31 protein-coding genes are annotated in these 26,940 nt (G+C 56.5%); 8 read left to right on the top strand and 23 right to left on the bottom strand.

The window, feature by feature from the left end:
• Positions 1-169: 169 nt before the first annotated feature.
• The 10 genes from dgoD to O9H85_RS28140 form a co-directional block, all read right to left on the bottom strand.
• On the bottom strand, positions 170-1,318 hold the full coding sequence (dgoD, locus tag O9H85_RS28185) for a galactonate dehydratase (RefSeq protein ID WP_269884737.1): 1,149 nt from the start codon (positions 1,316-1,318) through the stop codon (positions 170-172).
• Positions 1,315-2,046 carry a FadR/GntR family transcriptional regulator gene (locus O9H85_RS28180; RefSeq protein WP_269884735.1) on the bottom strand — a complete coding sequence of 244 codons (732 nt, stop codon included), beginning with the start codon at positions 2,044-2,046 and terminating at the stop codon, positions 1,315-1,317. The genes dgoD and O9H85_RS28180 overlap by 4 nt, the downstream gene beginning before the upstream one ends.
• A gap of 367 nt (positions 2,047-2,413) precedes the next feature.
• Positions 2,414-4,015, bottom strand: a complete 1,602-nt coding sequence (locus O9H85_RS28175) for a response regulator transcription factor (RefSeq protein WP_269884734.1) — start codon at positions 4,013-4,015, stop codon at positions 2,414-2,416.
• Positions 4,008-5,840: a cache domain-containing sensor histidine kinase gene (locus O9H85_RS28170; RefSeq protein WP_269884733.1), complete on the bottom strand. Its 1,833-nt coding sequence runs from the start codon at positions 5,838-5,840 to the stop codon at positions 4,008-4,010. Before O9H85_RS28170 ends, O9H85_RS28175 begins: the two co-directional genes overlap by 8 nt.
• A 72-nt stretch (positions 5,841-5,912) precedes the next feature.
• On the bottom strand, positions 5,913-7,286 hold the full coding sequence (locus O9H85_RS28165) for an ABC transporter substrate-binding protein (RefSeq protein WP_269884732.1): 1,374 nt from the start codon (positions 7,284-7,286) through the stop codon (positions 5,913-5,915).
• Positions 7,287-7,420: 134 nt separating this feature from the next.
• The gene (locus O9H85_RS28160; RefSeq protein ID WP_269884731.1) at positions 7,421-8,260 is read right to left on the bottom strand and encodes a carbohydrate ABC transporter permease; all 840 of its coding nucleotides are present in this window, start codon (positions 8,258-8,260) and stop codon (positions 7,421-7,423) included.
• Between the two features lie 19 nt (positions 8,261-8,279).
• Positions 8,280-9,218, bottom strand: a complete 939-nt coding sequence (locus tag O9H85_RS28155; protein ID WP_269884730.1) for a carbohydrate ABC transporter permease — start codon at positions 9,216-9,218, stop codon at positions 8,280-8,282.
• Positions 9,219-9,354: 136 nt separating this feature from the next.
• A complete protein-coding gene (locus tag O9H85_RS28150) occupies positions 9,355-9,873 on the bottom strand; it encodes a hypothetical protein (protein WP_269884729.1) in 519 nt (172 codons plus the stop codon).
• Between the two features lie 181 nt (positions 9,874-10,054).
• Positions 10,055-10,612 (bottom strand): SLOG family protein, encoded by a 558-nt coding sequence (locus O9H85_RS28145; RefSeq protein WP_269884728.1) that lies wholly within the window; start codon positions 10,610-10,612, stop codon positions 10,055-10,057.
• Complete coding sequence (locus tag O9H85_RS28140) at positions 10,609-11,211, bottom strand: YdeI/OmpD-associated family protein (protein ID WP_269884727.1); 603 nt, start codon at positions 11,209-11,211, stop codon at positions 10,609-10,611. The genes O9H85_RS28145 and O9H85_RS28140 overlap by 4 nt, the downstream gene beginning before the upstream one ends.
• A 252-nt stretch (positions 11,212-11,463) precedes the next feature.
• On the opposite strand from O9H85_RS28140, the gene O9H85_RS28135 reads away from it, so the two are divergent.
• Both O9H85_RS28135 and O9H85_RS28130 read left to right on the top strand, forming a co-directional pair.
• Positions 11,464-12,201, top strand: a complete 738-nt coding sequence (locus O9H85_RS28135; RefSeq protein WP_269884726.1) for an MBL fold metallo-hydrolase — start codon at positions 11,464-11,466, stop codon at positions 12,199-12,201.
• Positions 12,202-12,321: 120 nt separating this feature from the next.
• Entirely contained in the window at positions 12,322-12,600 is a 279-nt protein-coding gene (locus O9H85_RS28130) for a hypothetical protein (protein ID WP_269884725.1), read from the top strand.
• A gap of 215 nt (positions 12,601-12,815) precedes the next feature.
• Here O9H85_RS28130 and O9H85_RS28125 read toward each other — a convergent pair whose 3' ends face one another.
• Positions 12,816-13,352 (bottom strand): NADPH-dependent FMN reductase, encoded by a 537-nt coding sequence (locus O9H85_RS28125; RefSeq protein ID WP_269884724.1) that lies wholly within the window; start codon positions 13,350-13,352, stop codon positions 12,816-12,818.
• 17 nt (positions 13,353-13,369) lie between these two features.
• Complete coding sequence (locus tag O9H85_RS28120) at positions 13,370-13,675, bottom strand: Dabb family protein (RefSeq protein WP_269884723.1); 306 nt, start codon at positions 13,673-13,675, stop codon at positions 13,370-13,372.
• A 177-nt stretch (positions 13,676-13,852) separates the two neighbouring features.
• Here O9H85_RS28120 and O9H85_RS28115 point away from each other — a divergent pair, with 177 nt between their 5' ends.
• The 4 genes from O9H85_RS28115 to O9H85_RS28100 all read left to right on the top strand — a co-directional run bounded on the left by O9H85_RS28115 (position 13,853) and on the right by O9H85_RS28100 (position 17,178).
• Complete coding sequence (locus O9H85_RS28115) at positions 13,853-14,179, top strand: hypothetical protein (RefSeq protein ID WP_269884722.1); 327 nt, start codon at positions 13,853-13,855, stop codon at positions 14,177-14,179.
• A 134-nt stretch (positions 14,180-14,313) separates the two neighbouring features.
• On the top strand, positions 14,314-15,207 hold the full coding sequence (locus O9H85_RS28110) for a polysaccharide deacetylase family protein (protein ID WP_269884721.1): 894 nt from the start codon (positions 14,314-14,316) through the stop codon (positions 15,205-15,207).
• Positions 15,208-15,347: 140 nt separating this feature from the next.
• The gene (locus O9H85_RS28105; RefSeq protein WP_269884720.1) at positions 15,348-15,908 is read left to right on the top strand and encodes an RNA polymerase sigma factor; all 561 of its coding nucleotides are present in this window, start codon (positions 15,348-15,350) and stop codon (positions 15,906-15,908) included.
• Positions 15,895-17,178, top strand: coding sequence for a hypothetical protein (locus O9H85_RS28100; RefSeq protein WP_269884719.1), 1,284 nt, complete (start codon positions 15,895-15,897; stop codon positions 17,176-17,178). Before O9H85_RS28105 ends, O9H85_RS28100 begins: the two co-directional genes overlap by 14 nt.
• Positions 17,179-17,237: 59 nt before the next feature.
• On the opposite strand, the gene O9H85_RS28095 is transcribed toward O9H85_RS28100, so the two are convergent.
• From O9H85_RS28095 to O9H85_RS28060, 8 genes are all read right to left on the bottom strand, one after another.
• On the bottom strand, positions 17,238-18,365 hold the full coding sequence (locus tag O9H85_RS28095) for a DUF3048 domain-containing protein (RefSeq protein ID WP_269884718.1): 1,128 nt from the start codon (positions 18,363-18,365) through the stop codon (positions 17,238-17,240).
• A gap of 404 nt (positions 18,366-18,769) precedes the next feature.
• Complete coding sequence (locus tag O9H85_RS28090) at positions 18,770-19,120, bottom strand: DMT family transporter (RefSeq protein WP_269884717.1); 351 nt, start codon at positions 19,118-19,120, stop codon at positions 18,770-18,772.
• Between the two features lie 243 nt (positions 19,121-19,363).
• A complete protein-coding gene (locus O9H85_RS28085) occupies positions 19,364-20,179 on the bottom strand; it encodes an S-layer homology domain-containing protein (protein WP_269884716.1) in 816 nt (271 codons plus the stop codon).
• Positions 20,180-20,388: 209 nt separating this feature from the next.
• Positions 20,389-21,246 (bottom strand): sugar phosphate isomerase/epimerase family protein, encoded by an 858-nt coding sequence (locus O9H85_RS28080; protein ID WP_269884715.1) that lies wholly within the window; start codon positions 21,244-21,246, stop codon positions 20,389-20,391.
• A gap of 327 nt (positions 21,247-21,573) precedes the next feature.
• Complete coding sequence (locus O9H85_RS28075) at positions 21,574-22,344, bottom strand: DODA-type extradiol aromatic ring-opening family dioxygenase (RefSeq protein ID WP_269884714.1); 771 nt, start codon at positions 22,342-22,344, stop codon at positions 21,574-21,576.
• A gap of 163 nt (positions 22,345-22,507) precedes the next feature.
• Complete coding sequence (gene trxA, locus O9H85_RS28070) at positions 22,508-22,825, bottom strand: thioredoxin (RefSeq protein ID WP_269884713.1); 318 nt, start codon at positions 22,823-22,825, stop codon at positions 22,508-22,510.
• 54 nt (positions 22,826-22,879) lie between these two features.
• Entirely contained in the window at positions 22,880-23,290 is a 411-nt protein-coding gene (locus tag O9H85_RS28065; protein WP_269884712.1) for a hypothetical protein, read from the bottom strand.
• Positions 23,291-23,457: 167 nt separating this feature from the next.
• Complete coding sequence (locus O9H85_RS28060) at positions 23,458-23,889, bottom strand: RrF2 family transcriptional regulator (protein WP_269884711.1); 432 nt, start codon at positions 23,887-23,889, stop codon at positions 23,458-23,460.
• Between the two features lie 97 nt (positions 23,890-23,986).
• On the opposite strand from O9H85_RS28060, the gene O9H85_RS28055 reads away from it, so the two are divergent.
• On the top strand, positions 23,987-24,172 hold the full coding sequence (locus tag O9H85_RS28055) for an FIG domain-containing protein (protein ID WP_269884710.1): 186 nt from the start codon (positions 23,987-23,989) through the stop codon (positions 24,170-24,172).
• Between the two features lie 59 nt (positions 24,173-24,231).
• Here O9H85_RS28055 and O9H85_RS28050 read toward each other — a convergent pair whose 3' ends face one another.
• Positions 24,232-24,558, bottom strand: coding sequence for a hypothetical protein (locus O9H85_RS28050; protein WP_269884709.1), 327 nt, complete (start codon positions 24,556-24,558; stop codon positions 24,232-24,234).
• Between the two features lie 165 nt (positions 24,559-24,723).
• Between O9H85_RS28050 and O9H85_RS28045 the strand changes: the two genes are divergently transcribed.
• Positions 24,724-24,855, top strand: coding sequence for a hypothetical protein (locus O9H85_RS28045; RefSeq protein WP_269884708.1), 132 nt, complete (start codon positions 24,724-24,726; stop codon positions 24,853-24,855).
• 64 nt (positions 24,856-24,919) lie between these two features.
• Here the strand turns inward: O9H85_RS28045 and purD are convergent, their stop codons facing one another.
• Entirely contained in the window at positions 24,920-26,179 is a 1,260-nt protein-coding gene (gene purD, locus O9H85_RS28040) for a phosphoribosylamine--glycine ligase (RefSeq protein WP_269884707.1), read from the bottom strand.
• Between the two features lie 12 nt (positions 26,180-26,191).
• On the bottom strand, positions 26,192-26,923 hold the full coding sequence (locus O9H85_RS28035) for an IMP cyclohydrolase (protein WP_269884706.1): 732 nt from the start codon (positions 26,921-26,923) through the stop codon (positions 26,192-26,194).
• Positions 26,924-26,940 lie beyond the last annotated feature (17 nt).

Here is a 26,940-nt window from a genome sequence, read left to right as displayed (position 1 = left end):
TGATGCAGTTCATTGCAGCATAACGGGTACTATAGCAACGTTACAGGGAAGGGCGCTCACTTAGCCAAACGTGGAGGATGTCCTGTCCCCCAATACCCGCCTAAGCAATGAAGCCAGAAAAAAAGCGGCGAAACGCCAAGCGTCCCCCCGCTCCTTGATTGCTTCCCGTTTACCACTCCGTTACGGAGCCATCCGCGTTGCGCCATACCGGATTGCGCCAGCGATGCCCGATCGCCGCCATTTCGCGTACCTTCGCCTCATTAATCTCGATGCCGAGCCCCGGAGCGGTCAGCCGCTTCACGAAGCCTTCCTCGTAATCGAATACGCCCGGGTCAACCAAATAATCGAGCAGGTCCGAGCCCTGGTTGTAATGAATCCCGAGGCTTTGTTCCTGAATGAACGCATTCGGCGTGCAAAAATCAAGCTGCAGCGACGCCGCCAGCGCAATCGGACCGAGCGGGCAGTGCGGCGCTACGGCCACGTCGAACGCTTCGGCCATTGCGGCGATCTTGCGCACTTCCCAGATGCCGCCGGCATGGCTCAGGTCCGGCTGGATAATATCAGCGCCGCCCTGCGACAGCAGCCGTTTGAAATCCCATCGCGTGTACATCCGCTCGCCTGTCGCTATCGCCACGCTGGAGCCCTTCGTAATCTCCGGCAGCGCTTCATTGTTCTCCGGCAGGACCGGCTCTTCAATAAACATCGGCTTGTATGGCTCCAGCTCCTTAATGAGCGCCTTCGCCATCGTCTTATGCACGCGCCCGTGCAGGTCGACGCCGATGCCGATGCCCCAGCCTACCGCGTCACGGACAGCCGCGAGACGCTCGGCAGCCTCCTGGACCTTGAGCGGCGAGTCGATCCACTCCATCTCGGCCGTGCCGTTCATCTTCACCGCCGTATAGCCGGAAGCGATCTTGGCGCTGGCCTCCTTCGCCACCTCGGACGGCTTATCGCCGCCGATCCAGGCGTAGACGCGCATCTTGTCCCGAACCGGACCTCCAAGCAGCTCGTACACCGGCACTCCCAAACGTTTACCTTTGATGTCCCAAAGCGCCTGTTCGATCCCCGATATGGCGCTCGTCAGCACCGGACCGCCCCGGTAAAACCCGCCGCGGTACAGCACCTGCCACAGGTCTTCGATGTGCCCCGCCTCCTTGCCGATGAGGAAATCGCTCATCTCCTCCACCGCCGCGCGCACGGTATCTGCTTTGCCTTCCACGACCGGCTCGCCCCAGCCGACCAGTCCGTCCTCTGTCGTCACCTTCAAAAACAACCACCGCGGCGGTACTTGAAACAACTCCATCGATTTGATCTTCATTCCGGCTTCTCCTCCTGTACGCCTGCACCGTCGATCGGTGACTTGGCGCGATTATCGTTGAAATCTCTTTCAAACTCGGTACGCATATCCTCCAAATGGCTCTTCATCAAGGTTCTCGCCTGCGACGGATTGCGCTGGGCGATCGCGGCCGCGATCAAATAATGATAAGAAGCCGCCTTCTCATTCATGCCCGGCCATTTCATCGAGCGGCGCCGGCTGTCCGTCAGGAGATCGCTGATCCGCTCCAGCATGTGCACCAGCACCTCATTGTGCGACGCCCGGGCGATGTATTCGTGAAACAGCAGGTCTTCCTTGAAAAAATCCTGCCCCTTCGCCACCTTCCGCTTCATCGCCTCCGCCGTTTGCATGATCGCCGCCACCTGCTCCTCCGTCGCTTTCTCGGCGGCTAAGGCGGCCAGCTCCGGCTCCACAATCCACCGTGCCTCCGTCAGCTGCAGCATCGTTGCCCGCTCGAGAAAATCGAGCCCGCCGCTCGGGGGCCGCTCCGGCAGATCCTGCACATACGTCCCGCGGCCCTGCTCGATGCGCAGAATATGCTGCTTGCCGAGAATCCGCACCGCTTCCCTGACGGACGATACGCCGACGCCGAACTCGGCGGACAGCTGCTCCAGCGGCGGCAGCCGGTGTCCCGGCGGCCAGACACCGCTTTCAATCGTTTGCTTGATCCGCTCGTACACGGTTTCATAGGTTAGCTTTTTGTTCGGCATAGGCACTCCTTGCGAGGATATTCCTCTGATGATTATTATCATATTACTAATTCATCTGATGTTCAAGCTTAATTTTGCTGCTCGGTTGAAAAAATGTCGGCCTCTTATTCGATATTTAGTGACCCTCCATTCACTACTTATGAACTTTAGTTTATTACACTGTTTCTATTTAGCTTATTACTCTGTTTCTATTTAGTTTATTACTCTGTTTCTATTTAGTTTATTACTCTGTTTCTATTTAGTTTATTACTCTGTTTCTAGCATGCCCTTTTCTATTGCTGCCCCCCTTGCGAAGCCCGGTGCGCCAATACCAAATAACCCGACCCCCACAGGGACCGGGTTATACTCTCTGCCGCAGCTCCGAACTTCAGCCGCGGTATTCCACCGGCGTAACGCCGACGTGGGATTTGAAAATTTTTATAAAATAGCTCTGGTTGTCATAGCCCAGCATCTCGCAAATTTTGCCGACGGAGTAGCCGGTCTGGCGCAGCAGCTCCTTGGCCCGCTCCAGCTTCATCCGGGTCACATGCTCAATGAAGCTCTCGCCGGTTTCTTTCTTGAACATCCGGCTGAAATAACTCGGATTGAGGTACAAATGCTCGGCCACCTCCTCCAGGCTGATCCGCCGGTCCAGGTGCAGCGAGACGTACTTGCACGCTTCCACCGCCTCCGGCCGCATGCCGTTCCCGCCGCCGGTGCCCCTCCACGCGGCGACAGGCTCCAGCCGCTCGACCAGCCAATGCTCCAGCTCGGCCAAGGAGTCGATGTCGGCGATCTCCTTATGCAGCGTGTCGGCGGAATAGCCGGGACGCATGAACTGCAGCGACTGCAGCTTCAGCTTCAGGTCGAGCAGCAGCTTCAGCATCCAGTCCTTGACCGTCTCCGGCGCATATTCCCGCTCCTTGATGAAGAGGGTCCAACGCTTGATCACCCGCTCCACCTCTTCAGGCCGCTTGGCCAGCAGCGCCTCGCGCAGCTCTGTGCTTGCTTCATCGTAGACGGCGAACAGGTCATGCTCGGGCCTCGCCACCGTACGCCGCTTAACGACAGCGCCCTCCTCCAGATAAAACCGCTGGGACGCACCGGCCAGCAAACCCTTCAGCTGCGCCCTCAGCGTCTCCGGAGAGGCGCAGGGTTCGCCCAGAACGAACGAGATGCGAATATTCAGCGTTTTGTACAGAGCCTCCTGAACCGTTCGCAGACTGGCCGCCGCCCGGTCAAACACATTCGTCTTGATATCCGGACGGAACGAGAACAGCAGGAACGACTCCTTCGTCCCATATCCGGCATGGAGACCCTGCAGCTCTAATCCTTGCAGCACTTCCTCAATAACGTTATTTACAGCGAACCGGAGCGTTTGATCGGATAGAAACCGCCGTTTCGCCTCAGGATACTCCTCCAGGAAAGCGATGGCGGGAAGACACGCGCTCCCGTCTTCGAACAATCCGTAGCCCTTGGCCTCCTTCAGCCAATCCTGCGGCGAGAGCAAAGGCTGCTGGATGAAGTTCTTCATCCACTGCTCTTTGCGCAGCTCCTTCGTTTCGTCAACTATATGCTTCAGCCGCAATTGCTGCCACTCCGTCTGCGCTTCGGCATCGAGGCTTTCCTTGAAACGCTCCAGCAGCTTCACAAGCTCGGAAGGGTCCAGCGTGTCCTTAAGAAAATAATCCTGCACATTGAGGCGCATCGCCTGCTGCGCGAATTGGAATTCATCGTGGCAGGAAAGAATCACTACCCGCACGTTCGACTTCCTTTCTCTCATCCGCTCGATCAGCTCCAGCCCGTTCATCTTGGGCATGCCGATGTCGGTAATGACAATATCCGGCATCTCCTGCTGCGCCTGATCCCAAGCGGCCAGCCCGTTCTCATGCATCCCCGTCAGCCGCATGCCCAGCGCTTCCCAGCCGATCGCCTCGGCTAACAGCTCGAGCACCGGATAATCGTCATCCACAAGCATTACACTATACATTCTGAGCCTCCTCCTTCCGCGGAATAAACATTCTGATCAAGGTCCCTTCACCCGGCTTGCTCTCGATGTCCATCCGAAATTCGTCACCAAACGTCATCTTCATCCGCTCCACCACATTGGGCAGCCCGATGCCGGAGAATCCTCCTCCCGCACCCGCTTCAGCCTGCTCTGTCCCTCTCGCCACCTTGCGGCGCAGCGTCTCCAGCTGGTCCGCCTCCATGCCGGTTCCGTCGTCGCGGACATCCAGCAGCAGCCCGTCGCTTGCCATCCTGGCCTGCACGGTAATCGTCCCTGCATTCCGGTTCAGCCCATGGATCAGCGCATTCTCTACAACCGGCTGCAGGAAAAAGCGAGGGACCTTGAACAGGAACGCCTCGGAAGAGACGTCGACATCGAAGACAAGCTCGACCGGCTCCTTCTGCCGCATGTTCATCAGCTCCATGTAGTTCGACAGGAGATCGAACTCCTCGTGCAGCGCAATCTCGTCCTTCTCCTGCGAGATGGTCATTCGGAGCAGCTTGGACAGCGCGGCGATCATTTTGGCGCTTTCCGGATCGCCGCGGTGCATGACCTTCATCCGAATGGAATTGAGCACATTGAACAAAAAATGCGGATTGATCTGCGCCTGCAGCATCGCCAGCTCCGCTCTCCGTTTGCGCGAATGCGTGCGGGACACCTCCACGATCATTTCGTTGACCTTATCCAGCATCTGATCGAAGGAATAGCCGAGGCGTCCGATCTCGTCGACCCCGCGCACTCCGGAACGAACCTCCAGATTGCCCCGCTGCACCGACGAAGCCGTCCGCCCCAGCCGCACCAGGGGATTCGTCACCCTTTTCAGCAAATAAAGCAGCAGCAGCAGGAAGACGATAAAAGAAGCCAACTGAAACGCGAACACCTTGCTGAAGATCGTATTGATATTTGCGATAGCCTGCTTGTAGGACTGAAGCGATATCAGATGCCAGCCGGTGAAGGGCAGCGTCTGCTGTGTGACCAGCTCGCTAACGCCGCCGATCGTGACAATGTCCGAGGAGGCCTCCAGGGCACTGCTCTTCACGAAAGGAAAGACTTCCCCGATACGCGACGTATCCCGATGCGACACGATCCGGCCCTGGCCGTCCACGATCATGACATCCTCCGAACCGGTAAGCCGGTTAAAAATTTTGTTGATCTCATCCTCCATCACCGTCACGATGACATACCCATATATTTCGGTGCTGTCCCTGCGCAGCGTACGGACTACCGAAACCTGATACTTATGAGTCACTTTATCGGTGGAGAATACGGTCGGCGTGGCTCCCGTCCAATAGGACTGCAGACCTGTCAGGCCGGACAGCTGCTTGAACCAGGGCTCCTCCTGAAACAGCAGCGGATTATATTCCTCGGTGGAATAGCTGGTGAAGACGGTGCCGTTGGTCAACAAAACCGTAATATAGCTCTTGTCCAGAATCGTCTTGAAGCTGTCGAGCTGATCGATGATGCGCTTCGTATCGGTATACCGCCGGTACTCCGTATTCTCCTCGCCCGTATAGACGGTGCCGGACACCAGTTGCTTGAAGTAGGTCGTCATATCGGGGCTGGTTTGAACATAGTTGGCAATGTTGAGCATGCTCTTCAGCAGATTCGTTACATAGCCGTTCACGAGCAGCAGCGATTCCTGCGAATTGGACACCGCTTGCTTCCTTACCGCATCCTGGGTGAGATTGTTATAGATCAAGAGCGACAGCAGCGCAGGCAGCAGAATGCATGCTACGGATGCGGCCATCAGCTTGGACCGCACGGTCCGGAAGCCGAACCACTCCTTTATTCTTATCCGCCCTGTCATCCATCCTCACCCCCGATATGCGAAAAAAAGGGGCTGATTGTGGCCAGCCCCCGCTCTTGTATATTATACTAATTATTTCTTGTTGGAAGCAATAATTTGATTCACCCGATCCTGCGAGCTTTTCACCGTAGCGTTCACATCTTGCTTGCCGAGGATCATCTTCTCGAACTCTTCGTTGAGCGCTTTACTGATCTCCGCCTGGTACGATACCGTTGGAACGATCTGCGAAGCCTTGGAGGCGGTCATAGTCGCCACGAGCGAAGCCTTGTCCACTTTCTCCGGATTTTTCGTGCTGCTCAGGATGGTATCGATGATTTTGCCTACGTCTTCGGACTTCACTTTATTCCATGCCGGCACGTTCTTGCCTTGCACCAATTGGCCTTCCGTCGTATACCAGCGAACGAATTTGTACGCTTCGTCCTTATGCTTCGAGCCTGCTGCTACGGAGACGTAGTCGGTAGCTACCGGAGCGATGCCGGTCGGGTCGCTGGCGTTGTTCTTAGGGAACGGAGCGACGGCCAGATTAAAGTTCAGCGGCATCGTATCCGTACCGCCGAGCTCGGCGTTCATCCAGCTGCCGATCAGGATCATGCTCGCGGATTGGTTGTAGAACTGGGTCCGGTAGTTGAGCTTCTGGGAGATCATGTCCGCGTATGGTACGGCGGATTTGTCTTCCTTCTCCATCTTCATGCGAAGCTCCAGTGTTTTCTTGAAATTCGGGTTGTCCAGGTTGGACGTGCCGTCCGCCTTCAGGAAGTCGGCATTCTCCGGCTGGTTCTCCATCATCAGCTTCATATATTCCGTCCAGCCGCCGCCTTGCGGACCGTGGAAGTAGGTGCCATAGCGCTTGCTGGCGCCGTCGCCTTTGGTCAGCTTCTTCGCGTATTCGGCGAATTGATCCCAAGTCCAGTCCTTCGGAACCGGCAGACCCGCTTCATCCAGCTGGTTCTTGTTCAGCAGCACGTACCAAGAGTTGAATTTGCCCGGCAGCGAGTATACCTTGCCGTTCAGGCTCGTATCGACCTTGTACTCTTCATTCTCCTTGTAGCCTTCCTTGGCGATGTAATCGTCAAGCGGCGCCGCCATGCCGAGCCCTATGCGCTGCGCGTAAGACGCCGGATCGCTGAACATGAGAATGTCCATCGTTTCGCCGGAAGCCGCCGCAAGGTCAAGCTTCTTCATCGCTTCCTGCGTGTCGCCTTTCTCGCTGAGCTGAACGAGCTCTACCTTGATGCCCGGATTTTTCTCTTCGAAAGCGCTTAAAGTTTTCTTCCAGTTATACGCCGATTCTGTGCCGTACGTGTACAGCCGAAGGTTGACGTCGCCTTTCTTGCCGGCATCTCCGCCAGCCGCTTGTTGGGAATTTCCGCCCCCTGCGCCGCAGCCTGCAAGTACGCTAAGTGCCAAGCCGGAAGCGGCCAGGCCTGTCCACATTCTCTTTGTCATGAGAACCCTCCTAGGTATGAAGTGCTTTGTGATCTAAGCAAATTATAGTCCTGTACATCCCAAACCTGATGAAACTATCTTTACTTCTTTCGACACTATTTTTACTTTTTGGGGGACCGGAGTCCCCCGCAAGGTTATCCTTTGACGCCGCCCAAGGCAATACCTTCGATAACGCTCTTCTGCCCGATGATGAAGATGATCAGCAGCGGAAGAATCGCGGAAACCGCAGCCGCCATGATCAGAGAGTAGAACTCGCCGCTGAGCGATGTGAACTTCTGCATCGCCAGCTGGATCGTAAATAACTTGTCCGTCCGCAGAAAAATTAATGCATTCTGGTAGTCGTTCCATGTCCAGATGAAGCGCAGAATCGCGTATGTCGCCACCGCCGGTTTTACCAGCGGCAGGCCGATCGACCAGAAGATCCGGAAATGGCCGGCACCGTCGATTTTGGCCGACTCGATGTAGTCGTTATGCAGCCCCATAAAGAACTGGCGAAGCATGAACGTTCCCAGCACGCTGAAGCTGCCGATAAGAATGAGTCCGAAATGGCTGTCGAACAGACCGATCTGACGGTACAGAATGAACTGCGGAACGAGTGTCGCTTGGCTGGGAATCATATACGTTGTCAGCACGATCAGGAACAGCCATTTGCTGGCTTTAAACTGGATCTTGGAGAAGCCGTATGCCGCTGCAGCGGATACCGTACACGAGATGGCCGTCGTGATGAGGCTGACTTTAATAGAGTTCCAATAGTACTGATAGAACGGATATTTCCCAAGCCATACTTCTTTATAGTTCTCGATCGCATGCCAATGCTTCGGCAGCCACTGAATCGGGAACACGAACACTTCGGATTCAATCTTGAAGGAAGTGACGATCATCCAGAAGAAGGGCGTCAGGAACAGGAAACTGATCGCGAACATGATGACGGTTAGAACGACTTTGCGTAAATTAAAGGATTGGGTCGTACTCATGGTTGTCTCTCCCTTCTTCCTAGTAGTTTACCCATTTCTTCTGGGCGATCCATTGAGCGAACGTGATGATGATGACGATCAGGAACAGTACCGCGGCCATCGAGGATGCATAGCCGATCTTCAGATTGACGAAGGCGGTATCGTACAAATACCAAACGATCATCGTCGTGGAGCCCACCGGCCCGCCCTGCGTCAGCACCGCAATGATGTCGAACACCTTGAAGGTCGAGATAATCCCGGTTACAAGCAGGAAGAAGGTGGTCGGCGACAGGAGCGGCAGCGTAATCTTCGAGAATTTCACCCAGCTGTTCGCGCCGTCGATGTCGGCCGCTTCATACAGGTCCTTCGGAATCGACTGCAGGCCGGCGATATAAATGATCATATTGAAGCCGATGGAGATCCAGACGGTGATCATCATAATCGAAATCAGCGCGTAGTTCGGGTCTGCGATCCACTTCGGCGGGTTCGCGAAGCCGATCGACTTCAGCATTTCGTTGATCGGACCGTAGGAAGGCTGGAACAGCACCTGCCAGACGACCGCCACCGCCACGATACTGGAGATATAAGGCATAAAGTAAGCAACCTTGAAATAGCCCTTCAAGTAGACGTGCTTGTCGATAATGATGGCGAGCACCATCGAGATGAATAAATACACCGGCACCGCGAGAAGAAAGATAAAGTTATTGGTTACGGATTTGATAAACGTGGTGTCGTGCATCAATTTAGTGAAGTTGGAGAAACCGACCCACTTCAGACCGTTCCAGCCGGCGACGAAATTCCAGTCGGCGAAGCTGAGAATGAGGGTGGCGATAATCGGCAGCAGCACCAGGATGAACACGCCGATCAGCATCGGACTGACGAACAGAAAACCCGCGAGGGTTTCGCCCTTCTGCAGGGAACTGCGCCGTTTCCGAGTCGCGGCGGACGACGCCTGCAGCGATGTTGAATTAGTAGTCATGTCGAATTCACCTCGGGAATAATGGATTTACTTTGATTATAAAAAAAATACCGTCAACGTTTTGACGGTATTTTGATCATCTATGCTCTTATTTTTACTTTCGATAGGTCCGGAGAACCGACCAGCCCCGGAAGCATTAACTGGATGTCGATTTGTTCACTACCTGGTTGTTTTTGAAGGTCACGCTTAGGGTGGCTCCTCCTTGGAGCTTGAAATCGTACGATTTGGCCGTGTTCCCATCCTCGTCCGTCTTCTCCGAAATCAATTTGCCGGGTTGTCCGACCGCCTTCTGCACCTCGTCGTAGCTCATGCCGAAGTTCACTTGGTCGAACTGCTTGGGCGTCACGATCGGCTTAGGCTGAGGGGATGCCGACGGCTTTGCGGCCGGTGCCGGCGCCGGCTGGACGGTCGTGCCGGCTGCGGGCGGCTGTCCGCCGGCGTTTCCCGCATTCGGGGCCGCAGCGGAGGCTTGTCCCGATTCAGCGGGCTTGTCCGATGGGGCGGTGGAAGCCGGATTCGGCGCGTTCGGTGTTGCGCTTCCTTGGGCGGCAGGGCCGGGAACGCCGGATTTACCTCCGGACGACGAACCGGAAGAGGAACAACCGGTCACGGTTATGGCCAGGGCGACAGCGATCAAAATGATGTGTTTTCTCATGCAGGTCTCCTCCTTATTTTGACAACTTCGGTGACAACCCTTGGGGTTTACACGGCAGCCAGTCCGCCATCGGTCCTATTAGTCCGTGACACGAGGGGTGCCACTATGGATTAATACGGCAATTCCGCCCGGCAGGTTACAGCCCGCCGCGATTATTTTACAAAATCCGCGTTTCCTCCCGTCACTCTCCGTACTCGTCCATTCTCTCCTCATCGGCGATGCTCTGCAAATCGTAAGGCGTGATATAGACCAGACGATAATCCGCCGTCTGTGCCCAGCGCTCCGCCTGCTCCTTAATAAAGCGCGGGGAGCCCGCCGTGTCCTCGTCGTACAAGAGCACGAGTCCATCGGAATGGCGGAGCAGGAATTTGTTCGTCTCCTGGAACTGCCAAGGACCGACATATTTACTCTTCGTGACGCTGTTCACGTAATCGGCCTGCCGGGTCACACCGCTGTACAGCTTCTTCTTCTCCTCGCTCCACTTCTCGTCCTGTTCCAGGAATGGGGTGATGACCGCAAGCCGAAGCGGCTCTCCCTCTTCCCTCAGCTCCAGCACCGCTTCGGCAGCCCACAGCTCGACGCCCCACTGCCCGCTGACGATAACCCATTCCAGTCCTTCGTCCATCAAGGCGAGGAGCTGTTTTTTGATCGCTTTCTTGATAATGGCAATACCCGGGTGCTTCAGCGAGAAGATGCCGAGCTCCGATGCCTTATACCCGGTGACCAGCACGCGGTTCATTCGCCGGCACTCCCGGCCGGCCGGGTAAACCGTTTGACCGTTCGGCCTTCCGCGGAATCCCGGATAAGCTCCTCCAACCGTTTCCGTTTCGTCTCTTCCTTCTTGGCGCTCGCAATCCAATAGGCGACCAGCTTCCGGTAGCCTGCCGGCTGACTTTGGTAAAAAGCCCATGCCTTCTCATTCGTCCGCAGCTGCGCTTCGTCGGACTCATTCAGCTGAACGGCTTCCTTCTGTTCATATGCGTAAATGCCCGACTTGTCCTCCGCCCGCTTCTCGTAAGCGGCGATCCCGGCCGGCTGCATACGCCCCGCCGCCGTAAGCTCCTTCACGCGCTCGATGTTTACGGCGCTCCAGATGCTGCGAGGCTTCCGCGGCGTGAAGCGGATCATGTAGCTTTCCTCGTCGATACCCTTGCGCAAACCGTCGATCCATCCGCAGCAGAGCGCCTCGTCCACCGACTCCGGCCAAGTGATGCTGGGCTTGCCGCTGCCTTTTTTATAGTAGCCGACCCAGACCTCCTGCAGCCCGTCTGAATGCTCGTCCAGCCAAGCGCGAAACTCCGAAGGAGAAGCAAAAAATACAGGTTTGCCTGCTTGCACGGGGCAATCCCCCTTTCGTCGAATAAACGCCGTTTCGTATCTTCACTATACCAGAAGACGGCCTTTGCCACTATGCGATGCCGGATCGCAGGAGGCAATGCAGCTTCAAAAAAACACTCCAAAAATAATACTTGACATTTTAATAAATTTGTGTTATAATTAAATATTTTTTGACTTTTAACTGTTTCCGGACTATTATAAAGCTTGCCTTGAATTTCCGATAGCTTATTCTAGCGACGATGGAGGGATACGATGCAAGCGAACTGCGGATTGGAGATGCTTCGCCTATCAGCCGACCTGCTCGGCGAAACCCGGGTGATTCACCCTACGCTGATCTGGGATGAGGACAACGTGATCCTGGTGGATACGGGCTACCCCGGCCAATGGCCTATGCTGCGCGAGGCCGTTCAAGCAGCCGGAGTGCAGGCGGAGAGAATCAATCGCGTCGTCCTCACACACCAGGATGTGGACCATATCGGGGCTCTGCCCCAGCTTTTGGCGGAAACACCGCATCCTGTCGAGGTGTCGGCTCACAGCCTGGAGATGCCCTATATTCAAGGCGAGAAACCGCTGCTCCGGTTCACTGCGGAGGCCTTGGCCGAGATTGAGACATGGCCGGAGGCTTTCAGCAGCGCCTTCAAGCGGCTGATTGCTAATCCGCCCAAGGCGGCCGTGGACCGCACGCTCGCTGACGGAGACCGGCTCCCTTACGGCGGCGGCCTCGTCGTGATCGAAACTACGGGTCATACACCCGGCCATATCAGCTTGTATCATCCTTCCTCCAAAACGCTCATCGCCGGGGATGCACTGACCGCTGCCGGGGACCGGCTGCTCGGACCGGACCCTCGGTCGACGCTGGAACCCGCCGCCGCTCTGCAGTCGCTGCGCAGGCTTGCATCTTACGACATCGAGACCGTCATCTGCTATCACGGGGGGCTTTACCGGGGCGATGCGAACCGCCGCATTGCCGAGCTGGCGAACGGCGGATAAACGCGGGTGCGTACGATCCGAATAGGACGGGTAACTATACTGCAAAGGTAGGCGATTCGCTTGAATAGGAATACCCTGCCTTACTCAAAATATTGCCATATGGCGATGGAGGTGAGGAGTATGAAAGATCCTGCGCATATCGAAAGTGTCATCGAGGACGTGATGCGGAGAAACAAAGGACTGTTCTCCAACGAGGATTTCAAGGAATGCCGGCAGGCCGTGACGGATTTCGAGGAGGTGCTGGGCAGCCTGGAGGCCATGCAGTACAAATTCCGCAGGAAATTATCGGAAGCGGCCGCGAACGATCCTCACAACAAGGAGAAGCTGATTTATCTCCAGGGCCTCGTGGACGGCATTAATCTCGTAGAGGGACCTTTGCGAAGGTTCATGCATCATTAAGCCCCGGCCTTCAATCGGCTCCGTTGCACCAGGATAAACGGCTATGCCGTCCTTGTCTTACAAGGACCAGCGCATTTATCAAGGTTGATGCAAAGCTATAAGCTGCAAAAATTTATAAAGTCTTATCAACGAACAACAAGCCGGCTGCGAACGCAGCCGGCTTGAATTGTCATCCGCCGGATTCCTGTCCGTCCAGGAACCACCCCGGGGAAAGACTACCCCCGCTCCACGGCCCCCGCGAGCGCCTCCAGCACCGACCGCAGCGCGGACTCCGTATCCGGGTCCTTCAGCACGCCGTCTTTACTCAGCTTGAGGCCGATCGAACCGATCTTCAGCGTCGCCCCTTCCGGGATTTTCGCATCCATCATACGTAGCGTGAGCAGGAGCGAATCGTGCGCTTTCTCCCCTCCCAGCAGGTGAGGAGAAGCGCTGATGACACCGGCCGGCTTGCCCATGAATTCTCCGGAGGAGACGATCCAATCCAGCGCATTCTTGAGGGAGCCGGGCACGCCGTTAGCATATTCCGGCGTGCAGATCAGCACGGCATCCGCCGTGCGAAGCCTACTGCGAAGCTCAGCGACGGGGGCAGGCGCATCGTCCGTATCGATATCCGGGTTAAAGTGCGGAAGCTCGCCCAGCCCTTCATAGAACGTAAAGCTCATCCCCGGCGGAGCCATAGCGGTTGTGATTCCCAGCAGCGCACTGTTGGAGGATGCGCGGCGCAAGCTTCCCGATACGGCAAGAATATTCATATTCACTCCGCCCCCGCTCATAGGAAAGTAAAATCCAGCTCTTGGAACCGGGAGACTTCCTTCTTCCAGCGCTGCTCCACGAAAGCTTCGTGATCGGGATGCGCATTATAAGCGTCATAATCGGCCTTGCTGTCGAACTCCATCGAGAAGCCGAAGTCGTAATCGGATTTCGGGCTGATCTGCCGAAGCACCTCAAACCGTTTCACCACCGGAATCGCGCTCAATATCTTTCTTCCATCGCTTAAGAAGCGTTCCGCCTCTGCCGAACCCGCCGGCGAATGCAGCGTAAACGCAACCATATGCCGAATCGTCTCTCGTCCCATCGTTCCTTTCCTCCCGCCTGATCTATTTGATCTTTGACTACCCCATTATATACCAAAAACCTTTGATGATGCAGCCGACCCTCATCGCCCTCTCGCATGCCTGCCGCCTGCAATGTTCCCTGCCGACGCTCTAAGTGTGCTATGATGAAGAAAAACATGGTGATGGAGGCTTCTCGCATGAATCCATTGGACCGTTACCAAGAGGTAGGGCAAGCCGTAGCGGAGAAAGAAACGGGCTTCGGCCAAATGTTCGGCAAGCCCTGTATTCAGCTGGAAGGCAAGGCATTCGCGGTCTTTTTCCAAGAGGCCATGGTGTTCAAGCTGACCGGCGAAGCCCACTTGCAAGCGCTGCAGCTGGAAGGAGCCAAGCTGTGGGACCCCTCCGGCAAGAAGCGCCCGATGAAGGACTGGGTACAGGTGCCGTTCGCTCATGAGCAAGCATGGCCGGCTTTCGCAGCAATCGCCTTGAAGCAATGCCGGACCGCTCTACAGCGGCAAGCTTAAGAAGCAGCGGCCGGACCTGCCCTTGTCGAAAAATGCTGCCGGTACTTCAACTTTTCTTCGAGTTCATTCGTCAAATTCAGTGAGAGTCGCAAATCGGATCCTGCTGGATCGGCGAATGAAAGAAGGTTTGAAGTGTGCGTGTACGCCGTATCAAAAAAAACCGGCCGCATTGGGTCGCCGGTCTGTCCATATTCGCCTTAGCCGGCATGGCGTTCGCCAATTTCCTCATCAGCGGCAGCGCGCTCCCGCTGCCGGTCCGGCAGCCGGTCGTGAACGCCAAGGAAGCAGCCCCCTCCGGGCAGCAAGGGCCCGGGACGCCGACGCCGGACAGCCCTGAGCCTATTCCCGCTGCGGACCAACATCCCTCGCTGCCCCCTGCGCCTTCTCCGGCACCGGCGCCTCAGCCCGTTCCGCCGGCGGCACAGCCTCTCGTGAAGGAGGCAAGGCTGGCGGCGCTCACGTTCGACGACGGGCCGGACGCAAAGTATACGCCTAAGGTGCTCGATATCCTGAAGCAGTATGACGTGAAGGCGACCTTTTTCGTCGTCGGCGTTCAGCTTAGCAAGTACCCCGAGGTGCTCCGGCGGATGCACGAGGAAGGCCATGCCATCGGCAATCATTCATGGGATCATAAGGATTTATCCAAGCTGCCCGCTCCGGCCATCAATAAAGAATTGAAGGATACGGACGACCTGATCGCACGGACGATCGGAGCATCTTCCCCGCTCGTACGGGCCCCTTACGGAGCCGTATCCGATACGCTGAAGGCGGACCTGTCGCAGGCCGGGCGCCCCTTGATCGGCTGGACCGTCGATCCCCGGGATTGGGCCGGTTCGTCTCCGCTGAGCATTGTGGACAATGTGAAGAGCCACATCAAGCCAGGCGGCATCATATTGCTGCACAGCTTCGGCGGGAAGCAAGGCAAGCTGGACAATACGATAGAGGCCCTTCCGGGCATCATCGCTTTTTTGAAGGATGAGGGCTACTGCCTGGTGACCGTTCCCGAGCTGCTTCAAGCGGAGCATTGATCGCAAGACGGCATGTCAACCATAGCATCAGCTAACGGAAGTCCTTGCTGCAAGGACTTTTCCGTTTTTATGCGCCAATAGTTAAGGCTTCCCTGTGAACCGAAACAGCCTTAAGATCGTCCAATAATTGAGGTGGCGGTGTGGAATCAAAAGCTAATTTTGAATACTTGAAATATTTATCCGAAAGCTCCGACAGGAAAGCGATTTTTGAGGAGCTGATGACGGCATACGGCAAGGACGTATGGAATTACGCGTACAGCATCACCCGCAAGTGGGACCAGGCGGACGACATTACGCAGGAGGTCTTCCTGAAGGTTTACCGCAACCTGAATACGTTCCGCAGCGAATCCTCGGTCAAGACGTGGCTGCTCGCCATCACCCGCAACACGACGCTGGACTTCCGGCGGGCCGCCTTTTACCGCAAGGTGACGCTGATGGATTTCATCATTCCGAACGGACAGCAGGAGTCTACCGAGCAAGAGGTCATCGATAAGTATGCGGTGAACGAAATGTGGAAGCTGGTATTGAAGCTGCCCGTTAAATACCGCGAGGTGCTGATCCTGTTCGCTCACTATCAGCTCTCCATGAAGGAGATGGCGCAAATTCTCGACGTAACGGAAGGTACGGTGAAATCCCGGTTGTTTCATGCCCGGAACAAAATCAGCAAGCTGAAGGAGGCTCAAAGATTTGAATCCGATTGACCGCGAATTGAAAGAAGGATTGTCAGGCGGGCCGCTGACCCGCAGCGGGTTCTCCGAGGATTTGCGGCGGCGCATCGAGCGGCGTATCGACGAGCAGCAGGTAAAGCCCAAGAAATGGATGCCTTGGTTCGGTGCAGTCAGCACGGCCCTGATTGCGGTTGCGGTTCTGATCGGCGGCGGCCTGAACGGATGGTTCGGACCTCGCGGAACCAATATGGCGGCAGGGGACGATCCCGCTTCACATCTTCAGCAGACCGCTCCGGCGAGCATCGCGCAGGCGCCGGAAGCGAAGGTCCGCTCCGCCGTCCTGATCGGGCTGCGGACGGATCATCCCGCCGAAGGCCGGAGCCCCGAATACAGCACGTACCGCACGATCCTGCTTGGACCGGAGCAGGGGGAGCTCGGCAAAATCGCGGAGGGACCCGATATCCTCATGCCCTACAGGATGGACTTCTGGCGGATTGCGCCACAGCGGACCGTCGCCTCCGGCGAGGAATCCTTGACGCTGGCCTCCTACCCGGCTGCCGGCGGAAGCAAACCGAAGACTCCTGAACCGAAGCCGGCAGGACCGCTCCAGCGGTCGGAGAAGCTGCTCTTCGCAGGCAACCGTTACCTTAGTCTGGAACAGACAGAATCGCAGAAGGCGCAAGGTCAAGACATGACCTACCGTTCCGTGTGGGTCAAGGTGTTGGAGAGCTTGTCCGGCCCGGCAAAACAGCTGCAGACCTTCCCTGCGGCGCCAAGCGAGCCGCATGTGTCGTTAAAGCAGGTGTTCGGAGAGTCTTCGAATACGGCGATGCAGCGGCTGAAGCTCAGCGCGCCGGCCAAGCCAGGGACTGCGGCGCCTCAAGCCGATACCGCAGGCGAGAGCTGGACGATCGCCCGCAAGCAGGGCGCATGGGTGCCGATGGCAGCCACGTACGACGACCGCGCCGAACTGGGCATGGTCAGCTACAGGCTGCTTGAGGTCCCGCTGACGCTGCCTGAGCCTGTAGCTACGTATGACCGGCTGACCACCGACTGGAACGAAATCCGGCAGATTCGGCCGGGCGCCCTGGATGCCTTCTCCTCACCAAACGGCGAGATGACGGCGGTCGTATCGGGCTCCGATATCGTCATTTACCCGGTACAGGGAAGAATGCTGCCCGCTCCGCTGCTCTCGATCGGTCTGTCTCCGAACGAGTCCGTCGTGATGGTGCAGTGGGCTGCCGAAGAGCCTTACATCGGACTATGGAAGCAGAAGGCCAAGCTGCTGCTCGAGAATAAATAACGAGGAGAACCCCCCTGTCACAAGCGCTTCGGCGCCTGACCGGGGGGGTTCTCAAAGGATTAAGAAAACTGCACATGCCCTTCAAACGAGGGCTTCATCGGAACAATCAAAATATGCGTTTGCCCCGGACGCAGCGTAACCTCCTGCCCCTTCTCATAGCACCGGACAGGCTCATTCACCTCCGTCCGCTTCCATTCCACGATGCGGGCCTTGCCGTTTTGAAACAGCAGCGCCGGTCCGGTTCCCGTGAGCCGGACATCCAGGCGCCCTTCCTCGTCCAGCACCCTGTGATCGGTGCCCATAACGATGACATTGGCGGCGGAAAGCTGCTCATGGTTGTTCAAATCGATGTGCTTGATCCCGTTGATCGACCGTTTGTAGGTTCGGCTGCCCTCGTCATACGCATAGCCTACCTTATAGCTGCTTAGCAGGAACGTCACCTCCAGCTTCCGGCCGGAGACGCTTTCCCCGCCGAAGGCTTGTACCGCTCCGGAGCCGCCTGGATCGAAGAGGAAGACGGGCTTATCCGGTCCTGTATCCGGAATTCCGCGCTTTGCCGCCCCCGCTTCGATTTTGTCCAGGTTCGTGTACAGGTTGTGCGGCGCCTTGCGGAAGCTCTCCCGCCAGAAATACTGCCCCGCGTTCGTAATTTCGTCAAGCTCCGGAATCCGTTCCTTCTCCAGCTGGGCATAGCCGTCCGGGCTCCCCCCGGCGTGAACCTGAAGCGCACCCACCCCTTTGCCGAGCTCGATAAAATAAGGCCGGATGCTGCGCACCGGCCCGATCGGGTCCGGGAAACGGCGGCTCTGGAACAGCGCCACGAGTCGGGTAATCTCCCCTTCCGAGAGGCATTCGTAGATGAGGTCGGCTTGGGACAAGCCGCTCTGCGGACGGGCGGAAGGGTGGTTATTGATCATGACCATAACGGGCCGGCGTGTAACGGGTTCGGCCGTTTCGAGTCCGGTCAGCGGGGCCAGGTTGACCTTCTTCTGCGGCGGGGGCTCCGCTTGCCGGCCGGTTTCGTCCGGCATCGCCGGACCGGGCTGGGCCGTCGCGGGGACAGCCGGCTTCTTGCTGCGTCCGGGCGGCTCGCAGCCGGCGGCCGCATAAGCCAGGGCGCCGGCCAATACGGCCAGGCCGCCCCGTCGGAGCAGCCGCCGCCAGCTTTTCCATCTTCTGCGTTTCATGAAGGGCTCACCTCGGTTTCATAAGCATCTACTAATCTATATTCTAGTAAGGACGATTATAGAAGCCGGACAAAAACTTCTTCACCGGGCAAGGATCGGACCCCGCCGCCGCGGGCAAAAAAAAGGACTTGCCCGCACAAGGGCAAGTCCAGATTGACGAGAAACCCGAATATATTGAAAAATGCAAAAGGTAGTAGGTGGGGTATCCCCTGTAGGAGCGAAAGTGCCCGCCTTTGTTATCGGAAAATGACCGCTGCAGAGCTAATCAATTGAAAATTTTCCGATAACAACAGCGGCAAGAAGGGGATACCCCACCGAAGTACCAAGGCAGATTTCTCTATTTCATGGGTTTCTCTACAGCCTGGACTCGCCCGCACAAGGGCAAGTCCTTTCCTTCAAAAAACTCAAGAGCCGGGCTGCTGCTCGGTACCGTGAAGAGACGCTTTGAGATTCAGCACGACAACCCCTGCAATGATCAGCACGATACCCAGCAAGCCCGTTAGACTCAGCTTCTCCTTCCATACCGCGAAGCCGATGACCGCCGTAGCCGCCGTCCCCACGCCGGACCAGATCGCATAAGCGATGCCTAGCGGGATGCTATGCAGCGCCAAGGACAGCGAGTAGAACGCCCCGGCGAAGCCGATCACGACGCAGATACTGGGATACAGCTTGGTAAAGCTCTGCGACGCCTTCAGCATTGACGTCCCGAACAGCTCAAGGCCGATGGCGGCCGCCAGAAACAAATAGGCTTTCATCCATTCCTTCCTCCTTCCGACAGGGACTCCGCTCCCCGAAACTGCTGTCCTTCCCTCCCAAGGATATGCATCCGGAGCAAACCGCTCAAGGCAGAATCGTTACCGCTACTATACGATTCCCGCCTTTTTTTTGTCAAACCTGAGCAGCTCCCGGCCTTGTGCAATAAATCGTTTCTGCCAGAATGGACAAAAAAAGACGCCCGGAGATCATCTCCAAAGCGTCTTTGCTTTTTCCGGCGGGCATTAGCCTCCGTACGTGCTTCCAGTTACCGAAGTCGACGGATTCCCGTAGGTGCTGCCGGTTACCGTGGATCCCGATGAGAGGCCGACCACTACATTCATATCGGACAAGCGGTCCAGCAACGCAGCCGCTTCCGCACGGGTCAACGTATGGTCGGGATTGAAGCGTCCCTTATCGTCCCCTTCGATCAGATGATTTTGTACGGCGGTTGCGACATAAGGGCGCAGGACGGGATTGATTTTGTCCGCATCCTTAAATTTGCTTTGCAGCAGCTGGTCGGCGGATCCGGCATCCATCAGTTGGATCGAGCCGTTCAATTTCATCAACACCTTGACGAGCGTCACGGTAACGTCTTCTCTCTGTGCGCCTTCGGCCGGATTGAAATTGTACCCTCCGTTCAGATCCTTGTAAGCGTCGAAATAATCCTTCGTCGCTTCCACGACGTTAAACGACCAGCGTTTTTGCGGCACATCGTTGAAATCCTGTACGGCGGACGTATTCTTGAGGTGGAACAAGCGCGCAACCATCGCAGCGAATTGTTCGCGGGTTACATGCTGGTCAGGATTGAAATGATGGTCCTGATCCCCTTCGAGAACCCCTTTGCCTACGAGATCTTTTATGTACTTTTCAGCCCAATGGCCGCCGATGTCCACCAGATTGATGTTGATTTGGTTTTCCACCTTCGTCTTGTTCTCGATTTTGATTTGATTATGATTCCCTTTGATGCTGACATTGCCGTTATTCTCGGCGGCGAAGACAGGTACGGCGGACCATGCAAGAACGGAAAAGACGGATACGGCGGCTACAAACTTTTTCATTATGAATCATCCTTTACTTGGAATTTTTTTGTTACACTAGGTGATTCGCAGCAATCATACCTGTATGTGGGGGTAGTTCCTATGAACTAAATATATGTTTTCTTACGGGAGTTTTGTCATACTTTCGTCATAGTCATCTGCTATAATTCGCGTCAAAAAAAGAGGACGCCCCTGCAACGGGCGCCCTCCCAAGCGATGATTTCAAAAGATTAAAGCTCCGCGAGCCATCCGCGCACCTGCTGGGCATACTCCTTCAAGAGCGTTTTGGAATCGTACTTCAGACTGAAATCCTCTACGCCCAGGTAGCCTTCGTAGCCTACGGCCTTCAAATCCCCGAGCACCTGCTTCCAGTCTACGATCCCTTGGCTCACCGGCTCCCAGTAAGACGTCCAGCCCTGCGATCCGTCCTCCCGCAGCTCTGTACGCTTCCATCCGGTGTTCTTGATATGCACGTGAGCAAGGTACGGTCCGAGCAGCTCGAGACCCATTCGGAAATTCTCATACCCTTCATGAATCATGTTGCCCGGATCGAACAGCACGCCGATATGGTCCGGCGAGAAGCCGCTGACAAGCCGATGGGCGAGCCCTACGCTCGGCGCGATCGTGACATGGTGCGTCTCCACCAAGCATTTGACGCCGTACTGCTTCGCCAGCTCTTCCACGCCGTGAAGGTATTTAACGGCGAGGTCGAACAGCTCGTTGTAGTTCTTCGTCCGATTGTAACCGGGAACGCCTACGCGAATGGTCGAAGCGCCAAGCTTCTTCGCGACGCGAAGCACGTGCTCGGTCGCTTCCAGGTCGCCTGCGGTCAAGTAAGGCGTGACGCTGACCGTCTCCAGCCCGTTGTCTTTCGCTGCGCGATCGAAGCGAGCAAGCTCTTCATCGGAAGCCTTCGGATCAATGGAGCACAGATTGCGGCGCCAGAACGACGGCTTCTCGTCCTTGAACTCCTCCGGGATCTCCTTGAATCGCCATTCAATGCCGTCAAGCCCCGCTTCCTTCGCAGCGACAGCCAGCTCTTCCGGAGTTAAGTCCGGGGTTACGACAGTAAATACGGACAGCTTCATCAGTTCACAACCTCCACCTATAAATTAAATTTAAACGCTTCAATTTGATTATAACAGCTGACCGTACGTTAATCCACAACAAATGTTCACGTGAACATTTTTAACGGCAGGTTGTCCCTCTCCGCTAACCAGGATAAACGGCTACGCCGTCCTTGTCTTACAAGGACCAGCGCGTTTACCAAGGTTGATGCGAAGCTATAAGCTACGAAAACTTATAAATTCTATCAACCGAAGAAAACCGTCATTCGCCTTTCACAGACGGAGAAGAGCGGCGTTACCGGGGCCGTGCTCCTCTCCCCTTGCCGCCGAAAACGCCGCATGGGCCGCCTAGCCCAGCATCCAGCAGCTGAGCGACAGCGTGCCGAGCTGATACTGGCGGTGCAGAAGGCGCGCCTTCTTGCCGCGGTGGGCGGCGCCCATCGCGATCAAGAGCGGCGCAAAGTGCTCCGCCGTCGGCACGGCGTCCGAGGCATGCGGCGCCAGCGCCTCATAGTGGAACAGCGCCTCGAGGTTCCACGTCTCGATCTGCTCGGCGAGCCACTCGTCGAACGCGAGCGCCCAATCCCGGGCGCCGCGGCTGTTCCACTCGAGCCGCTGCGGGTTGTTCACCGTGCCGCCGCTGCCCAGGATCAATACGCCCCGCTCCCGAAGGGGAGCGAGGGCGCGCCCGATCCGGTACTGCTCCTCCGGCACGAGCCGGGGGTTGACCGACATCGTCACGACGGGGATGTCTGCCTGGGGGTACATGAGCTTGAGCACGCTCCAAGCTCCGTGATCGAGCCCGCGCGCGTCGTCTGAGACGCTCGCGATGCCTGCGTCCTGCAGCAGTTCTTGAGCCTGCAGCGCCAGAGCGATCTCCCCGCGGGCAGGGTACACTTCGCGGTAGAGCGCCTCGGGGTAGCCGAAGAAGTCGTGCAGCGTCTCATACTTTACGGCGCTGCCGATCCGCTGCACAGGCGCCTCCCAATGGGCGCTGAACACTATGACGGCCTTCGGCCTCGGCAGACGCTCCGCAAGCACCCGCAGTAATTCCGTATATTTGTTCTTCTCCTGCACCAGCGTCGGCGCGCCGTGGGCGACGAACAATGAAGGCAGCATCACGCACCTCCTGATAAGTCGCGTGATCGCGATGGACACGCATAGATATTTCCAGTATACGCTAGTTCGGCAGCGTTAATCGGCTTTTTTCTATGGCCGGGGCCAAAAAACGCAAAAAAATCCCGGACCGCCGACAAGCGGAACCGGGATTCGGATTTTTAGCTTAAGACAAATGAGGCTCAATCATCGCTACGAGATCGTTCAGCGGTCTGAAGCCGACGGCGGTTTGCACCACTTCACCGTTTTTGAACAGCTTCAGCGTCGGAATGCTCATGACGCCGTAGTTGCCGGCCGTCTCCGGATTGTCATCCACGTTCACTTTGGCGATCGTGATTTTCTCGCCAAGCTGCGCGCTCAGCTCCTCCAGCACGGGTGCGATCATTTTGCAAGGGCCGCACCATGGTGCCCAGAAGTCAACGAGCACGACGCCTTCTTTCACCGATTCTTGAAACACTGCATCTTGAACATTAACAATAGCCATTTCAACCACTCCTTATATAGGATAAATGATATATGTTGTGAAACGTAAATCGCCTTAATAATCCGTGTTCACCCGCCGAAATAACCGGTTGGAACCGCCGAACGTCCCGGGCGTCCCATGGTCCGCCTGCAGGGACGGTGAAGGCTCGCTCTTCCGGTTAGCCAGCTTGGCGGCGAGCTCGTCGAACCAAGCCCGGTCCCGGGTCATCAGCGCGAGATCCATCAGGCTGCGAAGCGTCTCGATATCCGAAGGATCATGCTCCGGAAGACGGTCGATATGGGTGAACCAAGCGCGGATGGACGAGCCGACGGCAGCGTCATGATCGCATTGCGTGACGTAAATTTTGACCAAACCGTTCTTGTCGATCGCTTCCACGTAACCGATAAAACGTTCATCCATCAGCGAAGTGCCGCTAACCCAATCTCCAATCCGGGGAGCCTGGCGGTTGTCATTGTCGAGGTTCATTCCAATCACCCTTCCATGATTTCATTATAAACTGATACCAATTTTGTAACAGTTGAGCTGGAAAAACACCTGCTTCCTCCCGTCCGTTTCCGAACCGGATAAGCGCGCTTGTCGTCCTTCAAAGCTGCTGCACAGCCGCCGGCTGCCGCAGCTCCGGTTGCTAATCATTACCCTTTCGACTGCTGACTGACTCGCACCCGTTCCAAAACCCGGAAAATCGTCAACTGTTCCAGAAACGCCAGAAGCTGAACCTCGGCTTCGGTAAAAATGTCCTCCATGACATCCGCCATGTTGCAGGCGATCATGCAGTCCTGCTCCTCGTCCCCCGAGCACCAAGCCGGCTTGATGGAGCCGATGGACGTGGCGCGGTAAATTTCCGCGAGCGTAACTTCAGCCGGATCGCAGCTGAGCAGATAACCGCCCCCGCTGCCTTCCTTCGTCGTGACATAGCCCCTCTTCCGAAGGCAGCTAAGCACCTTCCTCACCCGGGCGGGATGCGTACAAACATTATGAGCGATCATATCGCTGGTTGCCATATGATCGGGACGGTAAGCGAGCAGCACGAGACTGTGTACTGCTATTGTAAACTCGCTGTTCACCGGAAGCCCCTCCCCGTCTTCATCGCCCTATGACTGTTATTATAATAATTACAGTTACATCTGTCAATAGGTTTTCTCTTAGATCGAATTGAGCGCATTGACACCATGTCTGGAGTTCGGATCGGATATGTACGATCTGCTCGCGGACGCCTTGATTGTTCGAGAAGCCCGAGCCAAGGTTACGGGCATGGATTGTCGAGACTTTACCTGGGGCTCCTCCGGCATCGTGCCCGCTAACGATCAGCTGCATGCCGGCATCCTTGCAGCACTTCGCGTCTCCTGATCCGGCGCGAGTAAGAAGGGCGGTCACACTCGTAACCGCCCTTTCCTTTTTACCGCTGCTTATTGATACATTCCGCCGCGCGTAAACGCTGTTTGCTGGGTGTTCTGATAGGACGCCATGCTCAGCTGCGCTACGCTCTGCTCAAGCTGCTGGCAAATTTGCGATACGTGTTGCAGCTGCTGGATGACGTTCTGGTGACCCTGCAGCGCCATTTGGATCATTTGGGAAGCTTGCTGCTCGCGCTGAGCCAGCTGCTGAAGCTGCTGTGCATTTTGCTGCTCCTGCTGCAGCAGGCGCTGATAGTTGCCGCTTGCCTGATGCGTTTGTTGAATCAGCTGTTGAACGGCTTGCTGGCATTGCTGAAGCTGTTGGGTTGTGTGGTGCATAGCTGTTGGCCTCCCGATAGGTGTAGTTTGGACTGCTGAGCCCATACTATTTTGCTTTCCCGCTCTCCCGCTTATTCATCCGTACTCAAACTTCGGACGCTCATAAGCCGGGGTCCCTCCGGGGAACCTAATCATATCCGCTTATGTGGAAAGGAGCTTGGAACCTTGCAAACCTTCGCTTACTACTTTCACCATTACTGGCTTGCGTTCTTCTTGATTGTCTGCGCCGCGTTTGCCGTCTTCTTCGTCTACCGGAACTGGAACCGCATTACGCTCAAGGGAAGCGGACGCAAATAATCCCTTGTTCGGACAAAAAAAAGGAAGAACCAGCTTCCGCTGACTCTTCCGTATAGCGCCGTTGTTATACCAACGCTTTTTTTGCGATATCGGTACGGTAATGCTTTCCTTGAAAACGAATGCGGTCCGCGTCCGCATAGGCCTTGGCCCGTGCTTCCGCGATATCCTTGCCGAGCGCGGTAACGCCGATGACCCGGCCGCCGTTCGTGACGATCTGCCCTTCCTTCGCCGCAGTCCCTGCATGGAATACAAGGGAATCCTGTACTTCGTCCAGCCCTGTAATCGGCAGCCCCTTCGGATAAGAAGAAGGGTAGCCTTCGGAAGCGAGAATGACGCACACCGCCGCCTCGTCGCTCCACTGGATGTCCATTTGATCGAGCCGCCCGTTGACGGCAGCGAGGAAAATGTCCAGCAGATCGGTCTTCAGGCGCGGCAGCACCACCTGCGTCTCCGGATCGCCGAAGCGCGCGTTGAACTCGATTGTCTTCGGTCCGTCCGGCGTCAGCATCAGCCCGGCGAACAGCACCCCGCGGAACGGCCGGCCTTCCGCCACCATGGCGCGGGCCGTCGGCTTAATAATGCTCTCGATCGCTTCGTCGATAACCGACTGCGGAATATGAGGCAAAGGCGTGTACGTGCCCATACCCCCGGTATTCGGCCCCTTGTCGCCGTCATAGACAGCTTTATGGTCCTGCGCCGGTACCATCGGACGCACCGTTTCCCCGTCGACGAAGGATAGGATCGACATCTCTTGGCCCGTCAGGAACTCTTCGATCACGACCTGATTGCCGGAGTCCCCGAACACTTTGGCGACCATAATATCCTGCAGCGCCTTCTCTGCTTCTTCCAACGTCTGAGCGATAATAACGCCTTTTCCTGCGGCCAACCCGTCGGCCTTGATGACGTAGGGAGCCTTCAGCCGATCCAAAAAAGCCCGGGCTTCCTCATAGCGCTCGAACGATTCGTAAGCCGCAGTCGGGATGTTATATTTGCGCAGCAGGTCCTTCGTGAACACCTTGCTGCCTTCGATGATCGCCGCATTGGCCCGCGGACCGAAGACGGTGAGCCCCTTCGCTTCCAGATGATCGACAATCCCGTCCGCCAGCGGATCGTCCGGACCGATCACCACGAGGTCGATCGCAAGATCGACCGCGAATTGGCCGATCTCCTCGAATTGATTCACCTGCAGCGGCACGCATTCCGCCACTTCGGCAATGCCGCCGTTACCGGGCGCGCAGTACAGCTCGCTTACTTTCGGGCTTTTCCGAAGCGCCCAGCATATCGCATGCTCGCGGCCTCCGCCGCCGACTACCAATATTCGCACCCCGTATGCCTCCTAATCCTTATTCACGATGAGCAGCTCGGTTTCCCCGCTCCCCGCCTGAATCGTTTTGACCAGCAGTGAAATTTTGTTCTCGTCGTTGAGCGCCTTCCAGTACGTGTCCGCAATGCTCCGAATGTCGTTTGTCAGCGGAACGAGCGCCGGCTCCCCTTGGAAGGAAGGCAGCGGATTGCCGTCGCCTTGGTACGTATGAATGCAGTGGCCGTAGCCAGGCATCGCCTTCTCGTAGCTGTACGTATGACGGAGCGTCTGATCCTCCGTATTGCCGGCCGATTTCAAGATCGACAGCTTGTAGGCGAATTGAGTGTCCTTCGTATCGACGATGCCGCTGATCCGCGGCGTAAAGTTCGGTGCATCCGGCTCGTACGTCCGCGTCGCCAGCGCCCTTTCGAACGTTCCTCCGCTTTGAAGCACATCATAGATCGTATCGGTCTGATCGCCGTTCGTAATGATATGGGCGCCGTTCACATGCCGGGCCGGGTAATAGATGATGAGCGACGGGTCGGTCAGCTTCGCAGGATCTTTCGCTTCGGTACGGACAAAGCCGTTGTCCTCTTGAATAAATACCCGATTGCGGCTGTTCTCGCTCCGCCCCATAATCCAGTACACCTGAACGAGCTTGGTGCCGTCCGGCGTCAGGCCGATGACGATGCCCCTGCCCGGGTACACGTTATTTTGCAGCGAGTTCAAATATTGGTCCGCCTGAACGGCTCTTCTTGTAGTCACTCTCGTTACCCTCCTTG

This window comes from Paenibacillus gyeongsangnamensis (assembly GCF_027533625.1).
Taxonomy (GTDB): Bacteria; Bacillota; Bacilli; order Paenibacillales; family NBRC-103111; genus Paenibacillus_G; species Paenibacillus_G gyeongsangnamensis.
The sequence above is the reverse complement of the archived record's forward strand: the minus strand, read 5'-3'. Positions and strand labels throughout refer to the sequence as shown.